This is a genomic window from Glaciibacter superstes DSM 21135 (assembly GCF_000421145.1).
GTDB lineage: Bacteria > Actinomycetota > Actinomycetes > Actinomycetales > Microbacteriaceae > Cryobacterium > Cryobacterium superstes.
In genome coordinates, this window is record NZ_ATWH01000003.1 from 217,627 (window position 1) to 235,276 (window position 17,650).

At 62.6% G+C, this 17,650-nt stretch carries 17 protein-coding genes, 1 tRNA gene and 1 pseudogene; 7 read left to right on the top strand and 12 right to left on the bottom strand.

The window, feature by feature from the left end; all coding sequences use genetic code 11:
• Positions 1-34: 34 nt before the first annotated feature.
• From K323_RS29745 to K323_RS0105335, 3 genes are all read left to right on the top strand, one after another.
• The gene (locus tag K323_RS29745) at positions 35-652 is read left to right on the top strand and encodes an iron ABC transporter ATP-binding protein (RefSeq protein WP_157509349.1); all 618 of its coding nucleotides are present in this window, start codon (positions 35-37) and stop codon (positions 650-652) included.
• A gap of 137 nt (positions 653-789) precedes the next feature.
• Positions 790-861: transfer RNA gene (locus K323_RS0105330), tRNA-Arg, on the top strand.
• 136 nt (positions 862-997) lie between these two features.
• Complete coding sequence (locus K323_RS0105335) at positions 998-2,095, top strand: GntR family transcriptional regulator (RefSeq protein WP_022884257.1); 1,098 nt, start codon at positions 998-1,000, stop codon at positions 2,093-2,095.
• Between the two features lie 49 nt (positions 2,096-2,144).
• Here the strand turns inward: K323_RS0105335 and K323_RS0105340 are convergent, their stop codons facing one another.
• The 6 genes from K323_RS0105340 to K323_RS29750 all read right to left on the bottom strand — a co-directional run bounded on the left by K323_RS0105340 (position 2,145) and on the right by K323_RS29750 (position 7,976).
• Complete coding sequence (locus K323_RS0105340; RefSeq protein WP_022884258.1) at positions 2,145-3,203, bottom strand: glycoside hydrolase family 76 protein; 1,059 nt, start codon at positions 3,201-3,203, stop codon at positions 2,145-2,147.
• An 85-nt stretch (positions 3,204-3,288) separates the two neighbouring features.
• Positions 3,289-4,554: an ABC transporter substrate-binding protein gene (locus K323_RS0105345; protein ID WP_026851268.1), complete on the bottom strand. Its 1,266-nt coding sequence runs from the start codon at positions 4,552-4,554 to the stop codon at positions 3,289-3,291.
• Between the two features lie 86 nt (positions 4,555-4,640).
• On the bottom strand, positions 4,641-5,507 hold the full coding sequence (locus K323_RS0105350) for a carbohydrate ABC transporter permease (protein WP_026851269.1): 867 nt from the start codon (positions 5,505-5,507) through the stop codon (positions 4,641-4,643).
• 41 nt (positions 5,508-5,548) lie between these two features.
• Positions 5,549-6,538, bottom strand: a complete 990-nt coding sequence (locus K323_RS0105355) for a carbohydrate ABC transporter permease (RefSeq protein ID WP_022884261.1) — start codon at positions 6,536-6,538, stop codon at positions 5,549-5,551.
• Positions 6,535-6,888 (bottom strand): glycoside hydrolase family 125 protein, encoded by a 354-nt coding sequence (locus K323_RS30660; RefSeq protein ID WP_022884262.1) that lies wholly within the window; start codon positions 6,886-6,888, stop codon positions 6,535-6,537. Before K323_RS30660 ends, K323_RS0105355 begins: the two co-directional genes overlap by 4 nt.
• Before the next feature lie 209 nt (positions 6,889-7,097).
• Positions 7,098-7,976, bottom strand: a complete 879-nt coding sequence (locus K323_RS29750; RefSeq protein WP_022884263.1) for a helix-turn-helix transcriptional regulator — start codon at positions 7,974-7,976, stop codon at positions 7,098-7,100.
• A 111-nt stretch (positions 7,977-8,087) separates the two neighbouring features.
• Here K323_RS29750 and K323_RS24405 point away from each other — a divergent pair, with 111 nt between their 5' ends.
• The 4 genes and pseudogenes from K323_RS24405 to K323_RS0105380 all read left to right on the top strand — a co-directional run bounded on the left by K323_RS24405 (position 8,088) and on the right by K323_RS0105380 (position 11,570).
• Positions 8,088-10,739, top strand: coding sequence for an alpha-L-rhamnosidase (locus tag K323_RS24405; RefSeq protein WP_022884264.1), 2,652 nt, complete (start codon positions 8,088-8,090; stop codon positions 10,737-10,739).
• An 83-nt stretch (positions 10,740-10,822) separates the two neighbouring features.
• Positions 10,823-11,035, top strand: coding sequence for a type 2 periplasmic-binding domain-containing protein (locus tag K323_RS30825; RefSeq protein ID WP_425402264.1), 213 nt, complete (start codon positions 10,823-10,825; stop codon positions 11,033-11,035).
• Positions 11,028-11,144: pseudogene (locus K323_RS29320) on the top strand (CGNR zinc finger domain-containing protein); the annotation flags it as partial. The gene K323_RS30825 and the pseudogene K323_RS29320, both read left to right, overlap by 8 nt.
• 30 nt (positions 11,145-11,174) lie before the next feature.
• A complete protein-coding gene (locus tag K323_RS0105380) occupies positions 11,175-11,570 on the top strand; it encodes a RidA family protein (protein WP_022884266.1) in 396 nt (131 codons plus the stop codon).
• A 163-nt stretch (positions 11,571-11,733) separates the two neighbouring features.
• Here the strand turns inward: K323_RS0105380 and zapE are convergent, their stop codons facing one another.
• The 6 genes from zapE to K323_RS0105410 all read right to left on the bottom strand — a co-directional run bounded on the left by zapE (position 11,734) and on the right by K323_RS0105410 (position 17,443).
• A complete protein-coding gene (zapE, locus tag K323_RS24410; protein ID WP_022884267.1) occupies positions 11,734-12,237 on the bottom strand; it encodes an AFG1/ZapE family ATPase in 504 nt (167 codons plus the stop codon).
• Between the two features lie 68 nt (positions 12,238-12,305).
• Positions 12,306-13,937 (bottom strand): D-alanyl-D-alanine carboxypeptidase/D-alanyl-D-alanine endopeptidase, encoded by a 1,632-nt coding sequence (gene dacB, locus K323_RS24415; protein ID WP_022884268.1) that lies wholly within the window; start codon positions 13,935-13,937, stop codon positions 12,306-12,308.
• A complete protein-coding gene (locus K323_RS24420; RefSeq protein ID WP_022884269.1) occupies positions 13,934-15,121 on the bottom strand; it encodes a serine hydrolase domain-containing protein in 1,188 nt (395 codons plus the stop codon). The genes dacB and K323_RS24420 overlap by 4 nt, the downstream gene beginning before the upstream one ends.
• A 147-nt stretch (positions 15,122-15,268) precedes the next feature.
• Positions 15,269-15,769, bottom strand: coding sequence for a GNAT family N-acetyltransferase (locus tag K323_RS0105400; RefSeq protein WP_022884270.1), 501 nt, complete (start codon positions 15,767-15,769; stop codon positions 15,269-15,271).
• Positions 15,770-15,815: 46 nt separating this feature from the next.
• Entirely contained in the window at positions 15,816-16,754 is a 939-nt protein-coding gene (locus tag K323_RS0105405) for a 5'-3' exonuclease (RefSeq protein ID WP_026851272.1), read from the bottom strand.
• Positions 16,755-16,816: 62 nt separating this feature from the next.
• Positions 16,817-17,443, bottom strand: a complete 627-nt coding sequence (locus K323_RS0105410) for a hypothetical protein (protein WP_022884272.1) — start codon at positions 17,441-17,443, stop codon at positions 16,817-16,819.
• Positions 17,444-17,650: the final 207 nt, after the last annotated feature.

Here is a 17,650-nt window from a genome sequence, read left to right on the forward strand (position 1 = left end):
CTTACGCAAGCGTCTGGGTTGATAAGGTCAACGCGTGACTCCACGCTCCCTTCCCCTGCTTGTGCGAGCCGGACTTGCCATCGTCGGCGGGTCTGTTGTTCTCGCCGGCCTTGCAGCCTGTTCATCGGATCCTGAGCCAGAGCCGGGACCTCACCAAACCGTGACGGCGGCGCCGAGCCAGGCTCCGGAGGAGACGCCGACTCCGACGCCAACTCCCGAGGCGACCGGTTCAACAGTCGCGCTCACCTGTGACGAGTTGTTGACCATGGACGACGTCTATGCGTTCAACCCGAATTTCGGTACCGCGCCTGACTACGTGCCGACGGCCGGTAGCGCGGTCGAGACGGCCGCCGGCTACAACGGCCTGGTCTGCGGCTGGAGCAACCAGACCAGCGGCGACCTGATCGAGTTCGCCGTTGTCGCACCCAACGATGTGCTGATGTCCCAGCGGAAGAACACTGCAGTCGCAGAGACCAAGGCCGTTCCGACCTACGGAGCTCCGCCGATCGAAGGATTCTTCTCGATCGCCGGCGGACCAGGTGTGGCGCAGGTCTTCACGGGCCCGTACTGGGTTGTCGCGCAGTCCCCCGCGTTCTTCGAGCCCGGTGACGCACAGACGCTGCTCACTGCGGCGGTTTCGCACCTCCCCTGACCCGCGGCGCTGACCCGCCGCGCTGACCCGCCGCGCGCCAATTACGCGCCCATGCGCCATGCGGGCGTGGCGCATCCGCGCGCAGCTGGCGCGTGGCTAGGCGCCCCGCGGATGCTGGTAACCTAGTCACTGCCCTGGCCCCCATAGCTCAGGGGATAGAGCACTGCCCTCCGGAGGCAGGGGCGCAGGTTCGAATCCTGCTGGGGGCACCTGATGTCACGTGACAGCCCCGTCCGGACTCCTGCCATCTAGTTCGGACAAATTATTCCGTCGTGCCAGTCCAGCGTGCCTCAAGGGCTCGACGCATGCTGATAGATTGATTATATTCATTCGGCGTGAGGGACCATGAACGATTCGTTGTACAAGCAGGTCTACGACAAGCTGCGTGAAGACATTGCTCGGCACAGATTCCCCGTCGGCGAGCGCCTGCCCTCCGCGGCCGAGTTAACGGCTGAACACAAGGTCAGCAGCATCACGCTCAAACGCGCGCTGGATCTGCTGCGCGACGACGGACTCATCATCCGCCGTCCCCGGATAGGAACAATCGTGGTGAGCGACATCGCCACGTCCACACCGGATACACTTGTCGATCGCCCCCTGATCGGCTGTGTCATCACGAGTTTTGACGACACCTTCGGCACTCAGGTTGTGAACGGCTTGCTGAGTGCGACCGAGTCGGCCGCCAATCTGGTTCTCAAGCGAAGCCTCGGTGATCCAGGTGTCGAGAACAGGATCGTTCTGGAGTTGATCGAGAGCGGAGCGCAAGCCTTGATCTTGCAACCCGGTTCGTCCGAATACGTGCCGCCCGCCGTACTCGAACTCATTACCCGTCGCTTTCCGGTCGTGATCCTTGACCGAGTGTTCGCCGGCGTACCGGTCTCGACGGTCTGTTCCAACAACATTGCCGGATCCAAAATGGCGACCGAGCATTTGATCACCCTCGGTCACACTCACATCGGTCTCGTCACAACCGCGAGCCGCGTGTCAACGGCCGAGGATCGACGCGATGGATTCCTGCACGCGCATGCGACCGCCCACATTCTGCACGATGACGGCAACGAATTCCGGGAGGTCCAGTCGACGACTCCGAACAGCGATGGACTAGTTGAAGACGACATCGCCAACCTCATGGGGTTCCTTTCGGCACACCCGGACCTCACCGGGTTCGTGACCTCTGAGTACAACATCGCGGTCATGCTCAAGGAGGCCGCCCGTCGTATAGGCAAGCGTGTGCCAGACGACATTTCGATTGTCTGCTTCGATCATCCAGACAGCGTCTATGACCCCTCGTATTTTCGATTCACCCACGTGCGCCAGCAGCAGCAGGAGATGGGAACGAAGGCCGTTGAACGGATCCTTGAACTATTCACCGATCCCGGCACCGTCAAAAAGGTCAGCCTGACGACGGAATTGGTTCTCGGTCAGTCGACTGCAGCCATCTAGCCGGCCCCGCGCACGCATTACGCAGCGCTGTGCAGCAGGGCCGGCTCCACTAGCCGACGTCGAGCCCGGCACGCACCTCAAGCGCCATCATCGCGCTGAGCTGTGTCGAGTATGAGATCTTGCCAGCGGGCTCCGTCGACCAATCGTTGCCCGGCAGCAGAAGGCCGTCGCGGATGCCGTTTGCCCACAGCGCATCCGTGCTGCTCTCGATAAATCGGGTGAGCGCGACCGCCGGATCCGACTGAGGATCGAGCTCACGCAGGAGCAATGCCATGTAGCGGTAGTACACCCCTTTGAACAGGCCCTCATCACCGCCGTCGCCCTCTTGGCGGAATACGCCATCCGCGCTGAGCTCTTCAATCGCCGTTATGGCTGTGCGGCAAGCCTGCTCACTATATTCGGATGCGCCGGTGAGCGACCCCAGTTCGAGACACGCTCCGATGTAGAGACCCTGGTTGTATGTGAACCGCCACTGGGTGTCGATACGTCCGTCTTTCTCCCGATTGATGCCGTCCTCGACGAAACCGGTGTCGGCTGCGACGAGGTTCTGCGTCAGCCACGCGTATGCCGTCTCCGCCAACTCGCGAAAGCGCTGTTCAGGGGTGTGCCGGAAGAGTCGGCAGGAAAGAATTATGAACGGCCCATTCGCGGGCGTGTTCTTGTAGTAGAGCTGCTGCTTTCGCCAGGCCAGGCTGTCTCCGAACTGGTCGTTCCAACCAAATTCAACAACGTGCTCCCAAATGGCGCGAGCATCGCTGAGATACCGCGACTCGCCCGTTGCGTCATACAGGCGCAGGATCGCCAGTGCATACCAGAGCATGTCGTCGAAGTAGTCGTTGAACAGTGTGTTCCCGTTGCGGTCGAAGATGTTCTGGTAGGCCCTTATCGCCTCCTGAAGCCGCTCTGGGTTGCCACTTCGCTCGTATGCGTCCAGCCGCACGTCGATGACGTGAGAGAGCCACCAGTAGTTGAACGTTGCGTTGTCCCCCGCCTCAGACGGATAGGTGTTGTTGAACAGTTGTGGTTCGCCGGTTCCGAAGAAGTGATCGAGACTGCGATGCCCGATGTCTGCCCGTGCAGACCAGGTGTTAGCCGATGTCGTACTCATTACTTCCGTTCTATGGATCGTTTGGGGCTGCGAATTCGAAGGGTGGCCGCCAGCTCACTGCCGGTTCGACCACCCTCCGTGATGACTACCGGTTCTCTGCGAGAATCTGGTCACCCTGTTCTTGGGCCTGCTTCAGCGCCTGTTCCGCGCTGAGCTCACCCGACATGAAGCTCTCGAGCGCCGGGATCAATGCCTTTGCTTCGACATCGGAGTATCCGGTGACGGTGGGGCGAACCTTCGCGAAGTCCAGCGCCTCAATGAACGCGGAATAATGTTCGTTCTCGAGGAAGTATGGGTCGTGGGCAGCCTCAATATTCGCCGGAATCCAGCCGGAGATCTTCGCGAAATCGACACCGTTCTCTGGCTGTGTCGTCCACCACTTCATGAACGCCCACGCGCCGTCTTCGTTCTTTGCTCCCTTTGGGATGACCAGTCCGAAACCGCCCATGCCCGCGCCCTGGTCGCCGCCCGGCCCTGCCACGGGTGCCGTAACGCCATATTCGAGTCCATCGACCTTGTCCAGGTCGGCAAGAGCCCACGGTCCGTCGTAGCCCATCGCCAGGTTGCCCTGTGCGAACGCATTGACTCCCTTGCCGAATCCCTGCTGGTACACCCCTGCATCAACAAGACTCGACCAGAAGTTCAGTACTTCCACTCCTTCTGGGCTGTTGAACGCCGTCTTGGTGCTGTCGGCGTTGAGCATCGTTCCGCCGGCCTGCCCAAGCCATCCGCTGAAGAGGCCCAGGTCGTCCAGCGAGAAGCCGGCGCGGGTGAGTTTGCCACCCTCCCTGAGCGTGACCTGCTCCGCGACGGATTTCAACTCGTCCCAATTCGTGGGCGGTTTGACGCCGGCCTCGTCAAAAACAGTCTTGTTATAGAACAACGATCTGTTGTCGACCAAGAGGGGCAAACCATAGAGCTTGTCGTCGACCTTCAGCTCGCCGAGCGCCTGCTCGTAGAACTGGTTGGTATCGACGCTGTCTTCTTTCACCTTGTCGTCAATACTGACCAGCGCACCCTTGGGCACGTAAAGCGAAGTGGCGAAACGATCCCACAGCACAACATCGGGAACCTCACCGCTCACCATGGCGGTCAGCAGCTTCTGCTCGACCAGCGCCTGAGGCACATAGGTGACGTCGTACTGGGTCTGGGAATCATTGAAGGCAGCAGCCTGTGCCTCGAGTTGGGCGACCTGCGCCGCATCCGTCCATGCACCCCAGAACGTCACCTTCTGATGGTCGCCTCCCCCCTCGCCACCACCGCTCGCGTCGGCAGCGGCACACGAACCCAGCCCCAACATGGCCACGGCGGCTATCGCCCCGATGCTTAATAGACGCGCAGATTTCTTCATTGAACTCTCTTTTCTGTGTTGTGGTTTCTTGGTGCGGACGCGGACGGTGATGCGAAATGACGGGCAGAGCGCGCCGTCGGGGTTGCTCATTTGCTTGAGGTGAATGAAACGCCCTGCACGATGTATCGCTGGGCAAAAGCAAAGATCACCAACACGGGAAGACTGGAGACGATGGTGCCGGCCATAAGTGGCCCGAAGTTTGTCGTGTGGTCGCCGATGAATGATGCCAACCCCACCTGAACGGTGAGCATCTCGGGGGTGTTGAGAACGATGAGAGGCCAGAGAAAACTGTTCCAGCCCGCTTGAAACGTCATGATGCCGAGGATCGCTAGGCCCGCGGCGACTTGTGGCAGGTAGATCTGCACAAAGATCCTGAATTCCCCCGCACCGTCGATGCGAGCTGCTTCGCCCATTTCATCCGGTAGCGATTCGAAGAACTGCTTCATGAAGAACACCGCGAGCGCGCCTGCTGCCCCGGGCAGGATGATCGCCCAATAGGAGTTGATGAACCCGACGCCGCCCTGGCCGAAGAGGTCGTTGCCGCCGGCGAGGGGAAAGTAGCGAAGCACAATGAACGATGGGATCATCGTGACGATTCCAGGAATCATCATTGACCCTAGGAAGACGCCGAACACAGCCTTGCGTCCGGTGAAATGCAGTTTCGCCAGCGCATAGCCTCCGAGGCTTCCGAAGAAGAGGTTGGTAGCTGTCCCTGCAATCGCCAATACGAAGGAGTTGAGCAGGTAGCGGGCGAATGGTGATTCAGTGAAGACGGCCACGTAGTTGGCTATCGTCGGGCTCTGCGGAATGAGGCTCAGGTATCCACCGAGGATCTCGGCCGCAGGCTTCAACGACGTTGACAGGGTCCAGATCAACGGCATCACCGTGACAAGGCTGATAAGGATGACGGCCACGTACCAGGCGACCCTGCCGATTCGTTGCCGCTTACTCATTGGGCGATGTTTGATTGCCTGCAAGACCGGCGCCGTGGTCGTCATTCCCGCTCCCCCTTCGGATTGGTGACTCTGGCATTGATCAGCGAAAAGACCATGATGATCAGGAACAACACGAACGAAATGGCAGAGGCATACCCCATCTGCAGAGCGCCAAAGCCCTTGTTGTAGATGTAGTAGACCAATGTCACGGTCGAATTGCCCGGGCCGCCCTTCGTGAGCAGGTATGCCTGATCGAACACCTGAAACGCGCCGATAAGCAGCAGCATCACTATGAGGAATGTCGTCTTCGCGATTCCGGGACGGGTCACGTTCCAGAAGTCCTGCCAGGCGTTGGCGCCGTCGAGCCTGGCCGCTTCATGGAGATCGGGAGAAACACCCTGAAGGGCGCCAAGGAAGATGATCATGTTTGCGCCAAACCCGGCCCACACGCTCATGACAACGATCGCGATCATCGCCCACTTGGAGTCGTACAGCCACGCAGGGCCATCGATCCCGAACCATCCGAGCATGACGTTGATCATTCCGTGCTGCGGATTCAGCAACCAGAACCAAATGGATGCTGTCGCAACCGTCGAGGAAACGACGGGAATGTAGAAGAGGGTTCTGAAGATGCGTGATGCCCTGCTGCTGCGGTGAAGGAGTAGAGCTGTTGAGAGTGCCACAACAAGCCCGAGCGGAACATAGAGCAGGGTGTAATAGGCCGTATTGCGCAGAGCAATCCAGAAGAACGGGTCCTGGATGAGGTTGACATAGTTGTCAATGCCAAGCCATTTCAGCTCACCGATAATCGAATAGTCGCTGAAGCTGAGCACGAATGCGATGACGACGGGAATCAAGAGGAAGGCGGCGAACAGCACGATCGGAATCGCAAGGAACACCCAGGCGCTGACCGACTGTTGACGCGCAATTGCCTTCGGCGGTCGGTGGTCGCCCCGGTCACGTTTGCGCCGGAGCGGACGACCGCCCTTCTCCTCGACAATCTGAGGAAGGACTTGCACCTCGACTGGGGTGTCGACGAGCGCGCTCATGCTTCTGCCTTCGCCGACCATGAGTCACGTTCGTGGCTGCGGAGCCCGGCCACATCCAACACCAGCTCGCAGAACATGGCGTTCGCCCACGAGAACCACCCCCGCGTGAATCGGGATGGATCGTCCTTGTCGAATGACTCATGCATCAGAAATGTTCCGGCATCCGTCGCCGCCAAAGTGCGCAGAATGGAGGCACGGGTTGCCAGATAGAGGGGGTCCTGCCGATCGCACCATCTCTTTGTGAGCGTGTCGGTGAAGCACGCTCGAAACGTGGCGGCGATTCGTTGACTCACACGCTGAGCGACCTCGGAACAGACGCGCTCAATAGTTTGCGGGTCGAACAGTGTCATGACGCTCCATTGCAGCTGGCGAGTGAATCGAGATTGAGTATATTCATACCTTCACAATGAGGTCAATATACATAATGCGATTTAGCCTCACAAAGGCGTGGTTTGAACCATTTTCGACGCCCCCGTGATGGCCAGCCCCCGGCACAGAACATATTTCACGGAATTAATATGTACTAATGCTCGCGGCGCTCCTGAAGCGCCTGCGACGCTCACAGCAGAGGCGCGCGTTGGCCGTATCTGCTCGGCGGAACACCGTATTGAACCTTGAACGCACGCGAGAAATACAACCGGTCGTCGAACCCGACCTCCTCCGCTATTTCGCCGATGCGTTTGTTGCTGGTGCGCAGCATGCGTGCCGCGTTGGCAAGCCGCTCGTGTCGGATCCAGCCGCCCGGGGATCGGCCGGCGTAACGGCGGAACTGCCGTTCCGCGGTCGACACACTGCAAGATCCGACCCGGGCGAGCACCTCGGTGGTGAGGGGCGTCCCGAGGTGCGACCGGACATATTCCTGCATCGCGATGAGACTCGTCGGGCTCGAGTCGTCCGAGCCACTCTCCGCTCGCAAAGCAGCGATCGTGCGGCCGATCAGCAGACCGAACGCCCGCATGCTCGCCTCGTCGGGGTCGCGTTCCGTGAACTGGTCGACGGCGGACTCACCGAGCCTGATCAGCCGCTGTGCCGCTGGCCCCGAATAGGTACGCTGGCGCGAGAACCCAGGCCACTCCACGTTGCGCCGAAACGGCGAGGCGTTCAGCGGATCCAGCTCGCCGTGGCCGGCCCGCGGCTCGATCGTTTCGCCGGGTGCATGCCACGGCACGAGATGGACCGCGCCGGTGAGGAAGGGATCGCGCCGGTCGGCGAGGTACCGAATGTCGTGACGCCATGGCAGGAGAAGTACCATTCCAGGTTCGAGATCGAAGGTTCCCTGCGCTGTGACAACGCGTCCACTCCCGGAAATGCCCCAGAGCATCATGCGGCTCCCGATGACACACACGGAGAAATCCTGCCCGGGACTGAACTGATAATGATTGGCGAGCACCACCACGGTGGATTCCACGAGACGGTTCAGTTCGCCGATCTGGTCCATATTTTGCACGTCAGACCCTCTCGGAATGCGCCAGGTATCCATATCGTAGCTCTGAGTGCACTCGACGCGGGCCCGTCCGCGCCCCCTGAATATGAAAGTGGCGAAAGCGCTATGACGACGAATAACGCCACAGACTTCGAGAGGGAGACGATTCTCGCCGACCTCAGGGTCGACCACCGCTCGGAGACGATCGGAATCGACTCCGAGCGACCGATCTTCTCCTGGATCGTCCGCACGAAGATTCCCGAGGCGACCCTCGACACCGCCAGAGTGCTCGTCGCCGAGGTCGACCCGGCGACGCAGACCGTCACCACGGTCTGGGACTCCGGACACACTGAGCACCGCCCGGGGACGCTGCCGGAACTGCGATACGACGGAGAGCCGCTGCGTTCCCTCGCACACTATGAATGGAGCGTCGAGGCCACGGTCGCGGATCATACGGTCACCGCTAAATCCTCCTTCGTCACGGGGCTCTTCGACAGGCACTGGCGGGACGCGCGCTGGATAGGCACCGGCTCGCGGCCGCAGATCGATGCCGTCGACGAGCGGGGCGACACGGGCGCGCGCGCCATGGCCCCAAGTGGCGTGCTTGCCGCCCCGTTGCTGCGGCACGAGTTCGCTCTGCCCTCATCCGTCGCATCCGCCCATCTCGTTGTCGCCGCCGGGGGATATGCCCGTGCCACGATCAACGGGGAGCCAGTGTCCGGCGACGTGCTCTCTCCCGGATTCACCGACTACGACTCGCGGGTGCAGTACGTAGTGAACGATGTCACCGCGTTGCTGCGGGAGGGCGCCAACGCGATCGGTCTGGAGCTCGGGCGGGGTTTCTACGGCATGACGAACCCCAATGCCTGGTCGTGGCAGAAGGCACCCTGGCACGATGAACCATGCGCGAGGGCGGTGTTGCGAGTACTGCTCGACACAGGGGAGACACGCGACATCGTGACGGACGAGACCTGGCTGGCCGTCGGCGGACCAACCATTCTCGACGACCTCTATGGCGGCGAGATCTACGACGCCCGGCGAGAAAGACCGGGGTTCGACCGTGTCGGCCACGACAGCTCAAACTGGTCGGCAGCGACAGCGGTCGGCGGGCCTCGGGGAGCACTCCACTCCCAGGCCCAGCAGCCGATCCGTGTTGTCGAGACCCTCGCCGCGACGGCGGTGACGGAGCCTCAGCCCGGCGTGTTCGTGGTCGCATTCCCCCGCGTAATAGCCGGGTGGGTGCGAGTGACCCTGCGAGGCCGGGCCGGTGATTGCCTCCAACTACGGTACGGCGAGCAACTGAATGACGACGGGATGCCGAACGCCGACGATACGAACGGATATTTCTCTGACGGATTTCAGACCGATACCGTCACACTTGCCGGCGGCAAAGACCCCGAGAGCTGGGAATCACGATTCTCCTATAAAGGGTTCCAGTACGTGCAGGTCACCGGATGGCCGGGCGGGGACACACCCACGCTCAGCGACATCGAAGCTCGCGTCGTCCACAGCGACGTGGCAGAGACCTCGATCTTCGACGCGTCGGAGCCCCTCTTGGCAGACATCCATCGCATCGTCGTCGACACGATGCTGAACAACCTCCACGGGCTGCCGACCGACACCCCCAAGTTCGAGAAGAACGGGTGGACCGGCGACGGTCTCGTCGGCGCCGACATGTTTCTGACCAACCTCGACTCGCGGGTGCTGCTCGACAAGTGGGTCGACGACATCGCCGATACGCGACACGACGGCGGTCCCCCCGCCCTGATCGCACCCAATGCCGGCTATTTCGGGGTCGACACCAGGGCACCGGTGTGGCACGCCGCCTACGTTCTCATCCCCTGGGAGCTCTACCGGCACACCGGCAGCGCTGACGTGCTCGACCGACACTACGAGGGAATGGCCGACTACGTGCGCTTCGAGACCAGCCGCTCCCCCGGCGGTATCGCCGACACCATCCTCGCCGATTGGGTCAGCCCCGACACAGATCCGGGCGGCGGCAACGCTCCCGAGGACACGAGGGTCTCGGCGACGGCATATCTCTTCCGGATGCTCGATGTCATGGCGCAGATCGCCGTCGTTCTCGATCGCCCTGTGGATGCTGAGTACTGGAGGTCCGAGACTGAGCGGGTTCGCACCGCTTTCATCGAGACCTTTGTCGACACCGGTGCCGGCGTTGTGCGCGGTGAAGGCGACAATGGCTATCGCCAGACCCACAACGCCCTCGCACTCGCATTCGAGATCCTGACCGACCATGAGCTGGCCGAGAGGGTTGCCGAGAACCTCGCGACGGATGTACGCGGCCGGGACCATCGGCTCGACACCGGGGCTATCGGCACGAAGTATCTGCTGCCAGTTCTGAGCGAGTGGGGGCACGCTGAAACCGCGTTGGCGGTAGCGATGCAGACCGGATTCCCCAGCTGGGGCTTCTGGCTGGAAAACGGCGCGACCTCCACCTGGGAGCACTGGAAGATTGCGTCGCGTTCACGTGGACACTACTTCCTCGGCACGATCGACGATTGGCTGACCGGATGGGTTGCAGGCCTCAGACCGGAAGCTCCCGGGTGGCGCGAGATCGTTGTTGCGCCCGCGCTCACCGAGTCGCTCGACCACGCCTCAGCTTCAGTGGAGACACCCTACGGTCGCGCGAGCGTCGCCTGGCGTCGTACCGACGGTAACGTGGCGATGCAGGTGGAGATCCCGGTCGGCGCCACGGGGATCGTGACTGTTCCCGGGCGTCCGTCGCGGCGGGTAGGCGCCGGCCGCTGGTCCTTCTGATGCATGAATCACGAGCCAGTTGACCCGAGCGCGGTGATCGAGTCGACTCCAGCGACGGCAGCGAAGCGCGCATCCTGCATCGGATCAACGAGTTTCTCGTTGCTGCCGCTGTTGTCTCCGCGAGCGGCTGCATCGCGCTGATGCCCCGATACACGACCGACCTTCACGACCACCCAGAACTGGTTCTCCGCCCGCTCTCCCATCCCGCGCTCGGCCGATACATCGACTGCCTCGCCCGACCAGAAACACTCGAGCGCGCCAACGTGAAAACAGTCCTATCGGAAACGGGTGCGTGAATGCTCGGCCGACGACTGCCGTCTGATCTTCTTCGACTCCTCCCGCGCTGGTAATCGTCGCTGGTGCTCGATGAAGCGCTGCGGGAACAGGCAGAAGGCACGGGCGCACTACCATCGCCAATCGACACAAGGAGAAATCATGACCCCCCTCATCCAGACCGTGGCTGTTCCCGGCCAGCCGCACTCGCCCGTTTTTGCGCCCGCGACGATCACCCCCGCAGGTTCGCTGGTATTCGTCGGCGGTCAAAACGGCACGGACAGCGAAGGAAGAATCTCAGCAGATTTTGCCGAGCAGACCAGGCAGGCAATGAGAAACGTTCTTGTTGCGCTCGACGCTGCAGGGACCGGACCGGAGCATGTCGCGAAACTCACCATCCACCTGGTCTCCGGAGTTGACGTTCACGCGGGTTATGCCGCCTCGAGCGAAGTGTGGGGCGAGCACCGCACTGCGATCACTGTCCTCATCGTCTCCGGCCTTGCGCGGCCCGACGCACTCGTAGAAATCGACGCCATCGCCGCACTCCCCGCGGGATAGGCAAGCCACCCGCGGAAGTCACGCGTACCAGCACGCTTAAGCTCACCGCTGCGCGGATGCTCTCGGACATTCAAACGACGACGCGACAAATATTCGAGGCCGAGCGGCGGTCGATCTGACGCCACACGGGGTCGCTCAGAGACGCGAGAGGAACTGGCAGGATCTAAGGATGACCCGACACCATCTCACTTGCAACCTGCGGTGGCAAGGACGATCCGTTGCCTGCGGTCAGGTCGCGACGGAACACGTGATCAAGCAGACGAGTAAGCAGGCGGGCGTCGCCTGAGTCGTGGACATGCAGCTCGTCAAAGAACAGCAGTTGGCTGTTGGCCGTCACATCGTCGATCGCTCGCTCTACGGCATCGCGTTCAGTGCGGTGGTCGTGGATGCTGCGGTGCAGCTTGTCGAAGAATCCGTGGAAGTGGACGCGGGTCTTTCGTGTGGTCGGGAGCGCGGCGTAGATTGCATCCGCCAGCCAGGATCTTCCCCGCCCGGACGGTCCGTAGACGTACAGGCTGCTGGCGGGCGATCGCAACGATCTCCGGTCAAGATTCGAGCCGAGGTCAGCCAGTCGGCCGAGGAGGAGCCGCTGCGCGGGATCGAGGGTGATGCCACCGCGAGCTGCCGACTCGTCGACAGCCGTGATCAATTTCCGATCGCCGCGCACGGTCCTAGCCTCACATACGGCACAGCCGAACGTTTCCCCATCGCTAGCAGATCGGTATCAGATCGGTGTCAGTAGGCCTGTTGGATCAGCGCAGCGACCTTGCCGACGTCGTCGTTCGCCTCGAAGACGCCTTCGATGCCGGGGTAGAAGCCCTGGGTCACGATGATGGTGAACGCCAGGTGCCGGCCGCTCTTGGTGTCCATGACGCCGCCGAGCGTCTTGGTGGCGAGCCGGAGTCGGCCGTTGAAGGCGTCGCTGCCCGCCAGCGTTCCGGTCTTCGCGAACACCTTGCCGGCCGCGGGACTGTCGGCCTGCACGTCGGCGAGTGATCCATCGACGCCCAGGATGGGCATGGTGGCGCGCCAGGCCTCGGCGTCGGGGCGCTCGGCCATGATGCTCTGGATTTCGACGGCGTTCTTCGGGGTGATGAAGTTGCCGTCGAGGCCCGACCCGTCGACGAGCGAAGCGCCGAGGGTATCGAGCCCGGCGTCGGCCCAGATGTCCTTGGCCAACGCCATGCCCTTGTTGCAGTCGGTCTGCCCGGCATCGGCCGCGAGCCGACAGATCAGGGCCTGCGCGCCGCGGTTGTAGCTGATCTTCATGACGTAGGTCACTTCTTCGGAGAGCGGGAGCGATTCCAACTCGGCGACTGTGGGAAGTGCCTCGACAGCGGCGGAGTCGGCGAGGGACTCCTCGGAGTTCGTCTTCACCGGATCGGCGGACACGGTGACGCCGGCCCGTGCGAGCGCCTCGATGAACGCCGTGCGGGCGAAGGTCGCTGGGTCATCGAGTTCATAGACCTTCAGCACCGGATCGCTGTCGGCAGTGACGGTGCCAGCGACGACGATCGTATTCGGATCGTCGGGCGAGATCTTCGGGTCGTCGATTTCGGCTTCCTCGCCCGGGGCCACGGTCTGCACCCGGTTGTCCAGCTTCCACGGAGCGACGGCGGGTGTGAGCGCCGCAGTGGCCGGCTGACCTGCCGCTCCCGGAGCGATCAGGATGTCGAGGAGGTTCTGATTGATCACGATGGGGGTGACAGGGCTCTCCGCCAGCGTTCCGACGAACAGGCGGTCGTCGACCACGACGTCGCCGCCCACCGCGGTGATGCCGGAGGCCTTCACCTGCGCAGCGAGATCATCGAGTCCAGCGAGCGGATTCTCCGGGGTGAGCGTCGCGCCTGGAAGCGGGTTCGCGTCATTGTGGTCGAGGTTCGTGAAGTCGACGGTGCCGTCGGCCTTCGTGCGGCCACCCATCGTGAGATCCCCTTTGCCCACGAGCACGAGGTCGCCCGTGAGCGTTCCGTCGGTGACCGTGCCCGACTGCTTCACCGGGGTGGTGACGGTGTGATCTGGGCCCCATTTCACCCAGGCCGCGCCCGCACTATAGGTCTTAACGAAGGAGCCCGGCTCGGCCAGCTTGTCGCCGTCGAGGTCGATCAACGTCTCGCCGGTGTCGAGGTCTTCGACCGAGATCAGCCACCGGCCGTTCGCGAACTGCGGCTGGTTCATCACCTCGAGGGCCGCATCAGGAAGTCCGGGGACCGAGTTGAGCGCGGTGCCGGATCCGGTGCTGCCAGACGTGGTACTTGACGCATCCGCGACGCAGCCCGTGGTGAGGGCGGCGGCGGCCGCCACGACGATGAGGATGCTCGCGCCGCGCACGAGGCTGGCCCGGGTCGTGTGGGTTGGCCGGATCACTGGCCCGCTCCATTCGCGAGGACCTCGGCGAGGGCGCGGAAGGTCGCATCGGCCGGATGCACCTCAGGGACGTCCGATTCGTTCATGTACACGACGATGCTCGCTTCCGTTTCGTTGTTGTGGAATGTCGCGGCGGTGAAGCCAAGCCCCTCGCCGTTGTGGCCCCACCAGCCGCCGATCTCGCCCATGCCCACGGCGTACTGGTCGTAGGGAGGGCTGGGGATCTGGTGCCCGATCTGCCGCAGCTTCTGAGTTTCGGGCTCCAGCAGAGCACCGGTGGCGAGCGTCTGCGCCCAGACCCGGCCGTCATCGAGAGTGGAGAACAGTGATCCTGCGGCGCCGAGGATGGAGGGGTTCTCGTCTTGGCTCACCGGTAGGCCGTCGGTCACGAAGTAGCCGACGGGATGGGGCGCGGTCCAGTCGTCCACATCGGTGATGTAGGTGGTGCCGGTCTGTCCGAGCGGCTCGAGGATGTGCTCGTCGAGCGACTCGGCGTACGACTGTCCGGTGACCTTCTCGATCACGGCGCCGAGCAGGTTCGTGTTGGCGTTGGTATACCGGTACTCGCTGCCGGGAGCGAACTGTGCCGGCTGGCCGATCACGAAGCCATTGAGCTCGTCGAGGGTGTAGACCTTCGTGGGGTCGGCAGTGAACTCTTCGGAGAACTCCTGGTTGAGGTAGTCGGCATTGCCGCTCGACATGTTGGCGAGTTCGAGCAGAGTGATCTGCTCGCCGTCGGTGATCCCGTCGACATACTTGTCAATGGTGTCGTCGAGGTTAAGTTCGCCTTCATCGGCGAGCTGCAGCAGCAGGGTGACGGTGTATGACTTGGTGATACTCCGGATGGGCCAAGTCATGTCGGCGGTGACGGCGACGTCGCCGTCGACATCTGCGAGACCGGCTGCTGTCGTCCACGAGCCCTGTCCGGGAATCCAGACCCCGGCGGCAGCACCGGGCACGTCGTACTCGGTCATGACCTGCTCGAGAGCGCCCTGCAGCTGGTTCTGGAGTTCGGCGGGCAGCTCGCCCTCTGGTGCGGCCGGTCGGGTCACGGCCGCGGTGGTGGCTGTAGCGCCGACCGTGCTCGCTGTGGTGGTGCATCCGCTGAACAGCAGGCCGCCCACGGCGATCGCCGCCACCCCCGGAAGCCAGGATGCTCGCGCGGCTGCATTGCGGGTCCTCATCGTTCCTCTTCCCTGCCAACGGGCTGAGCGACGCTCAATCGCGCCTCAGTCACCAGACTCCCGGACGCGGTCACGCGCTGCAATAGACCTAAGTCCTCTGCGCTCCGCTCGGTCGTCGACCCGGCGAGTTCGAAGATTTCTAAATCTTCAGGAATGAGGTACGGCGTATTTGAATCCCACATGCGACGCCGTGAAGCCGAGTCGCTCGTAGAAGCGATGGGCGTCGGTACGCGCTGCGTCAGACGTGAGCTGAACAAGCTGGGCACCGAACTCGGGGGCGCTTGCAACCGCCCAGCGGATCATCGCTCCCCCGATTCCGCGGTTCCTCTGGTCTGACCGCACGCGAACCGCCTCGATCTGGAGTCGCGATGCCCCAACACGCGCGAGCCCAGGGATGACCGTGAGCTGCATCGTGGCAACAACCTCACCCTCCGGCGTCGCTGCGACCAGCAGCTGCTGCGCCGAATCGGCCGCGATCGCGTCGAATGCCCTCTCGTACGCCGGCAAATCCTCCGCACGGTCGGTGTCTCCCCTGGCGGCACTGACCGGATCATCGGCGAGAAGCTCAAGAATCACCGTTAAGTCGTTTTGTGTTGCTTCGCGCAAGGCAATCGAGCCAGTGGCGAGGATGAGAGTGGAGTCGACCATCCTTCGAGTATTCCAGCCAATAGCCAGTGACTGACGCAAGACCGCCTCAAGTACCCGGCACGTCATTTCCCAGCGCACGAAGGGCGCGAGTCGCCGGGCTACCGAGCCCCCACTCGTCGGCGAGGTGCGCGAAGGAGCTACGAGCCTCGGCGGAGAGCGGCCGGATCTGCGCATCGAACTGCCCGAGGTCGAGTCCCTGCACGACTTCGACGACCTGCGGGGCCACGGCCAGGTACTCGGCAGCAGCAGCGATCTTCGCCCGAATGGTCGACGACATCGTTGACGACACATCCGCGGCCGCCGCGATGATTCCGTCGAGGCTGGCATACTCCTGCAGCAGGTTCGCCGCGGTCTTCTCACCGATTCCGGCGACGCCCGGCAGCCCGTCTGAGGCGTCGCCACGGAGCACCGCGAAGTCTGCGTACTGCCGTGGCGTGACTCCGTACTTGCCGACGATGACCTCCTCGGTCATCACCTCAAGCTTGCTCATGCCGCGTGCGGTATATACCAGGCGAACGTCTGACGCATCGTCGACGAGCTGGAACAGGTCGCGGTCACCCGTCACAATGTCGACGGGAATCGTTGATTGCGTGGCCAGAGAGCCGATCACATCATCCGCCTCATGATCCGCGGCACCGACGACGCTGATGTGAAGCTCGGCCAGTACGCGCCTGATCATCGGAATCTGCGTGACAAGCGCATCCGGCGTCTCCTCGACGTCGACGCCACCTGCAACGACATCAACCACACGATGCGCCTTGTAACTGGGGATGAGATCGACCCTCCACTGTGGACGCCAGTCGTCGTCCCAGCACGCAACCAGATGCGTCGGCGCGTAATCACCGACCAGCCGCGCGATGAACTCCAGCAATCCCCTCACTGCATTGACGGGAGTACCGTCTGGAGCCCTGATCGTGTCTGGCAGGCCGAAGAAGGCGCGAAAATACAGTGAAGCGGTATCGAGGAGCATCAGACGCTCTGTCACACCAACATCATGGCATGCGCGCGTGCGGTGCGCCCAGAACAATCGTGCTCAGGAATTGGCACTCAGGAGTTGGCGCTTATCAGGGGAACGACGGCGAGCAACGTCGGAATGGTGATGATCCCGAAGAGAATGACCAGCGCAACACTTGTCATCACGGGGTGCCGCTCCCATCGAGTGAGGTTCTGCCGGAATGGCGACCGCCGCAGTTGCGGCCAGGTCATCGCATCGTCGACGACGCGCACCGGCACATCATAAAATTCGACCACTCGCCAGAAGTCGTCGGTGTGCCACACCTGTCCGCGCATCCGGAGCAGCGTACGACAGCGGTCATCAACCAGGAACATCTGCTGCGAGATCGTGTCACTGCTGGAATCCCCGAGCCTGACCACGATGACGGAATCCACCAGAGCGACGGGAGTGTAGACTTGCCGGCTGAAATATTCACGCTCACGGATGCCGTCGGGCGCGAGCATGATCCCGGCCCCTTTCAAACGCTGTGCGGCGATCGCGAACAGGAGGGTCAGCGCGATGTGCGCCGAAACGAACGGAACCCACTGCCCGCTCCGGACGGTGACGAGATAGAGGGAAGCGAAGATCGGCAGTGTGAACACCATGAAAGCCACCCACGCCGACACCCACAGGTCCCGCTTGGGCCGGAATGACGCGGATTCCGCCACAGGTTTCGCCACGTGCGCCGTTTCTTGGTTGCGGGCGAGGACCCAGCGGTGATTCCCGCCGACGCCACTATGATTCTGCTCGGCGGGTCACAGCGCCTCCCCCGAGCAGCGGCGCGCCTCGCTTCCTTGACACTATCGGCGACCGCGCCGCATCCGTCACCCGTTCGGACTTCGGCAGGCCACTACATTGGGATTGTCCGTCACCACTGCGAAAGAATG

Coding starts and splice junctions, on each gene's coding strand:
- K323_RS0105340 (WP_022884258.1), bottom strand. CDS start 3,203: ATGAGTACGACATCGGCTAACACCTGGTCTGCACGGGCAGACATCGGG.
- K323_RS29750 (WP_022884263.1), bottom strand. CDS start 7,976: ATGGACCAGATCGGCGAACTGAACCGTCTCGTGGAATCCACCGTGGTG.
- K323_RS24420 (WP_022884269.1), bottom strand. CDS start 15,121: ATGAGGACCCGCAATGCAGCCGCGCGAGCATCCTGGCTTCCGGGGGTG.
- K323_RS0105400 (WP_022884270.1), bottom strand. CDS start 15,769: ATGGTCGACTCCACTCTCATCCTCGCCACTGGCTCGATTGCCTTGCGC.
- K323_RS0105380 (WP_022884266.1), top strand. CDS start 11,175: ATGACCCCCCTCATCCAGACCGTGGCTGTTCCCGGCCAGCCGCACTCG.
- K323_RS24405 (WP_022884264.1), top strand. CDS start 8,088: ATGACGACGAATAACGCCACAGACTTCGAGAGGGAGACGATTCTCGCC.
- K323_RS30660 (WP_022884262.1), bottom strand. CDS start 6,888: ATGACACTGTTCGACCCGCAAACTATTGAGCGCGTCTGTTCCGAGGTC.
- K323_RS0105335 (WP_022884257.1), top strand. CDS start 998: ATGAACGATTCGTTGTACAAGCAGGTCTACGACAAGCTGCGTGAAGAC.
- K323_RS0105345 (WP_026851268.1), bottom strand. CDS start 4,554: ATGAAGAAATCTGCGCGTCTATTAAGCATCGGGGCGATAGCCGCCGTG.
- K323_RS0105355 (WP_022884261.1), bottom strand. CDS start 6,538: ATGAGCGCGCTCGTCGACACCCCAGTCGAGGTGCAAGTCCTTCCTCAG.
- K323_RS0105350 (WP_026851269.1), bottom strand. CDS start 5,507: ATGAGTAAGCGGCAACGAATCGGCAGGGTCGCCTGGTACGTGGCCGTC.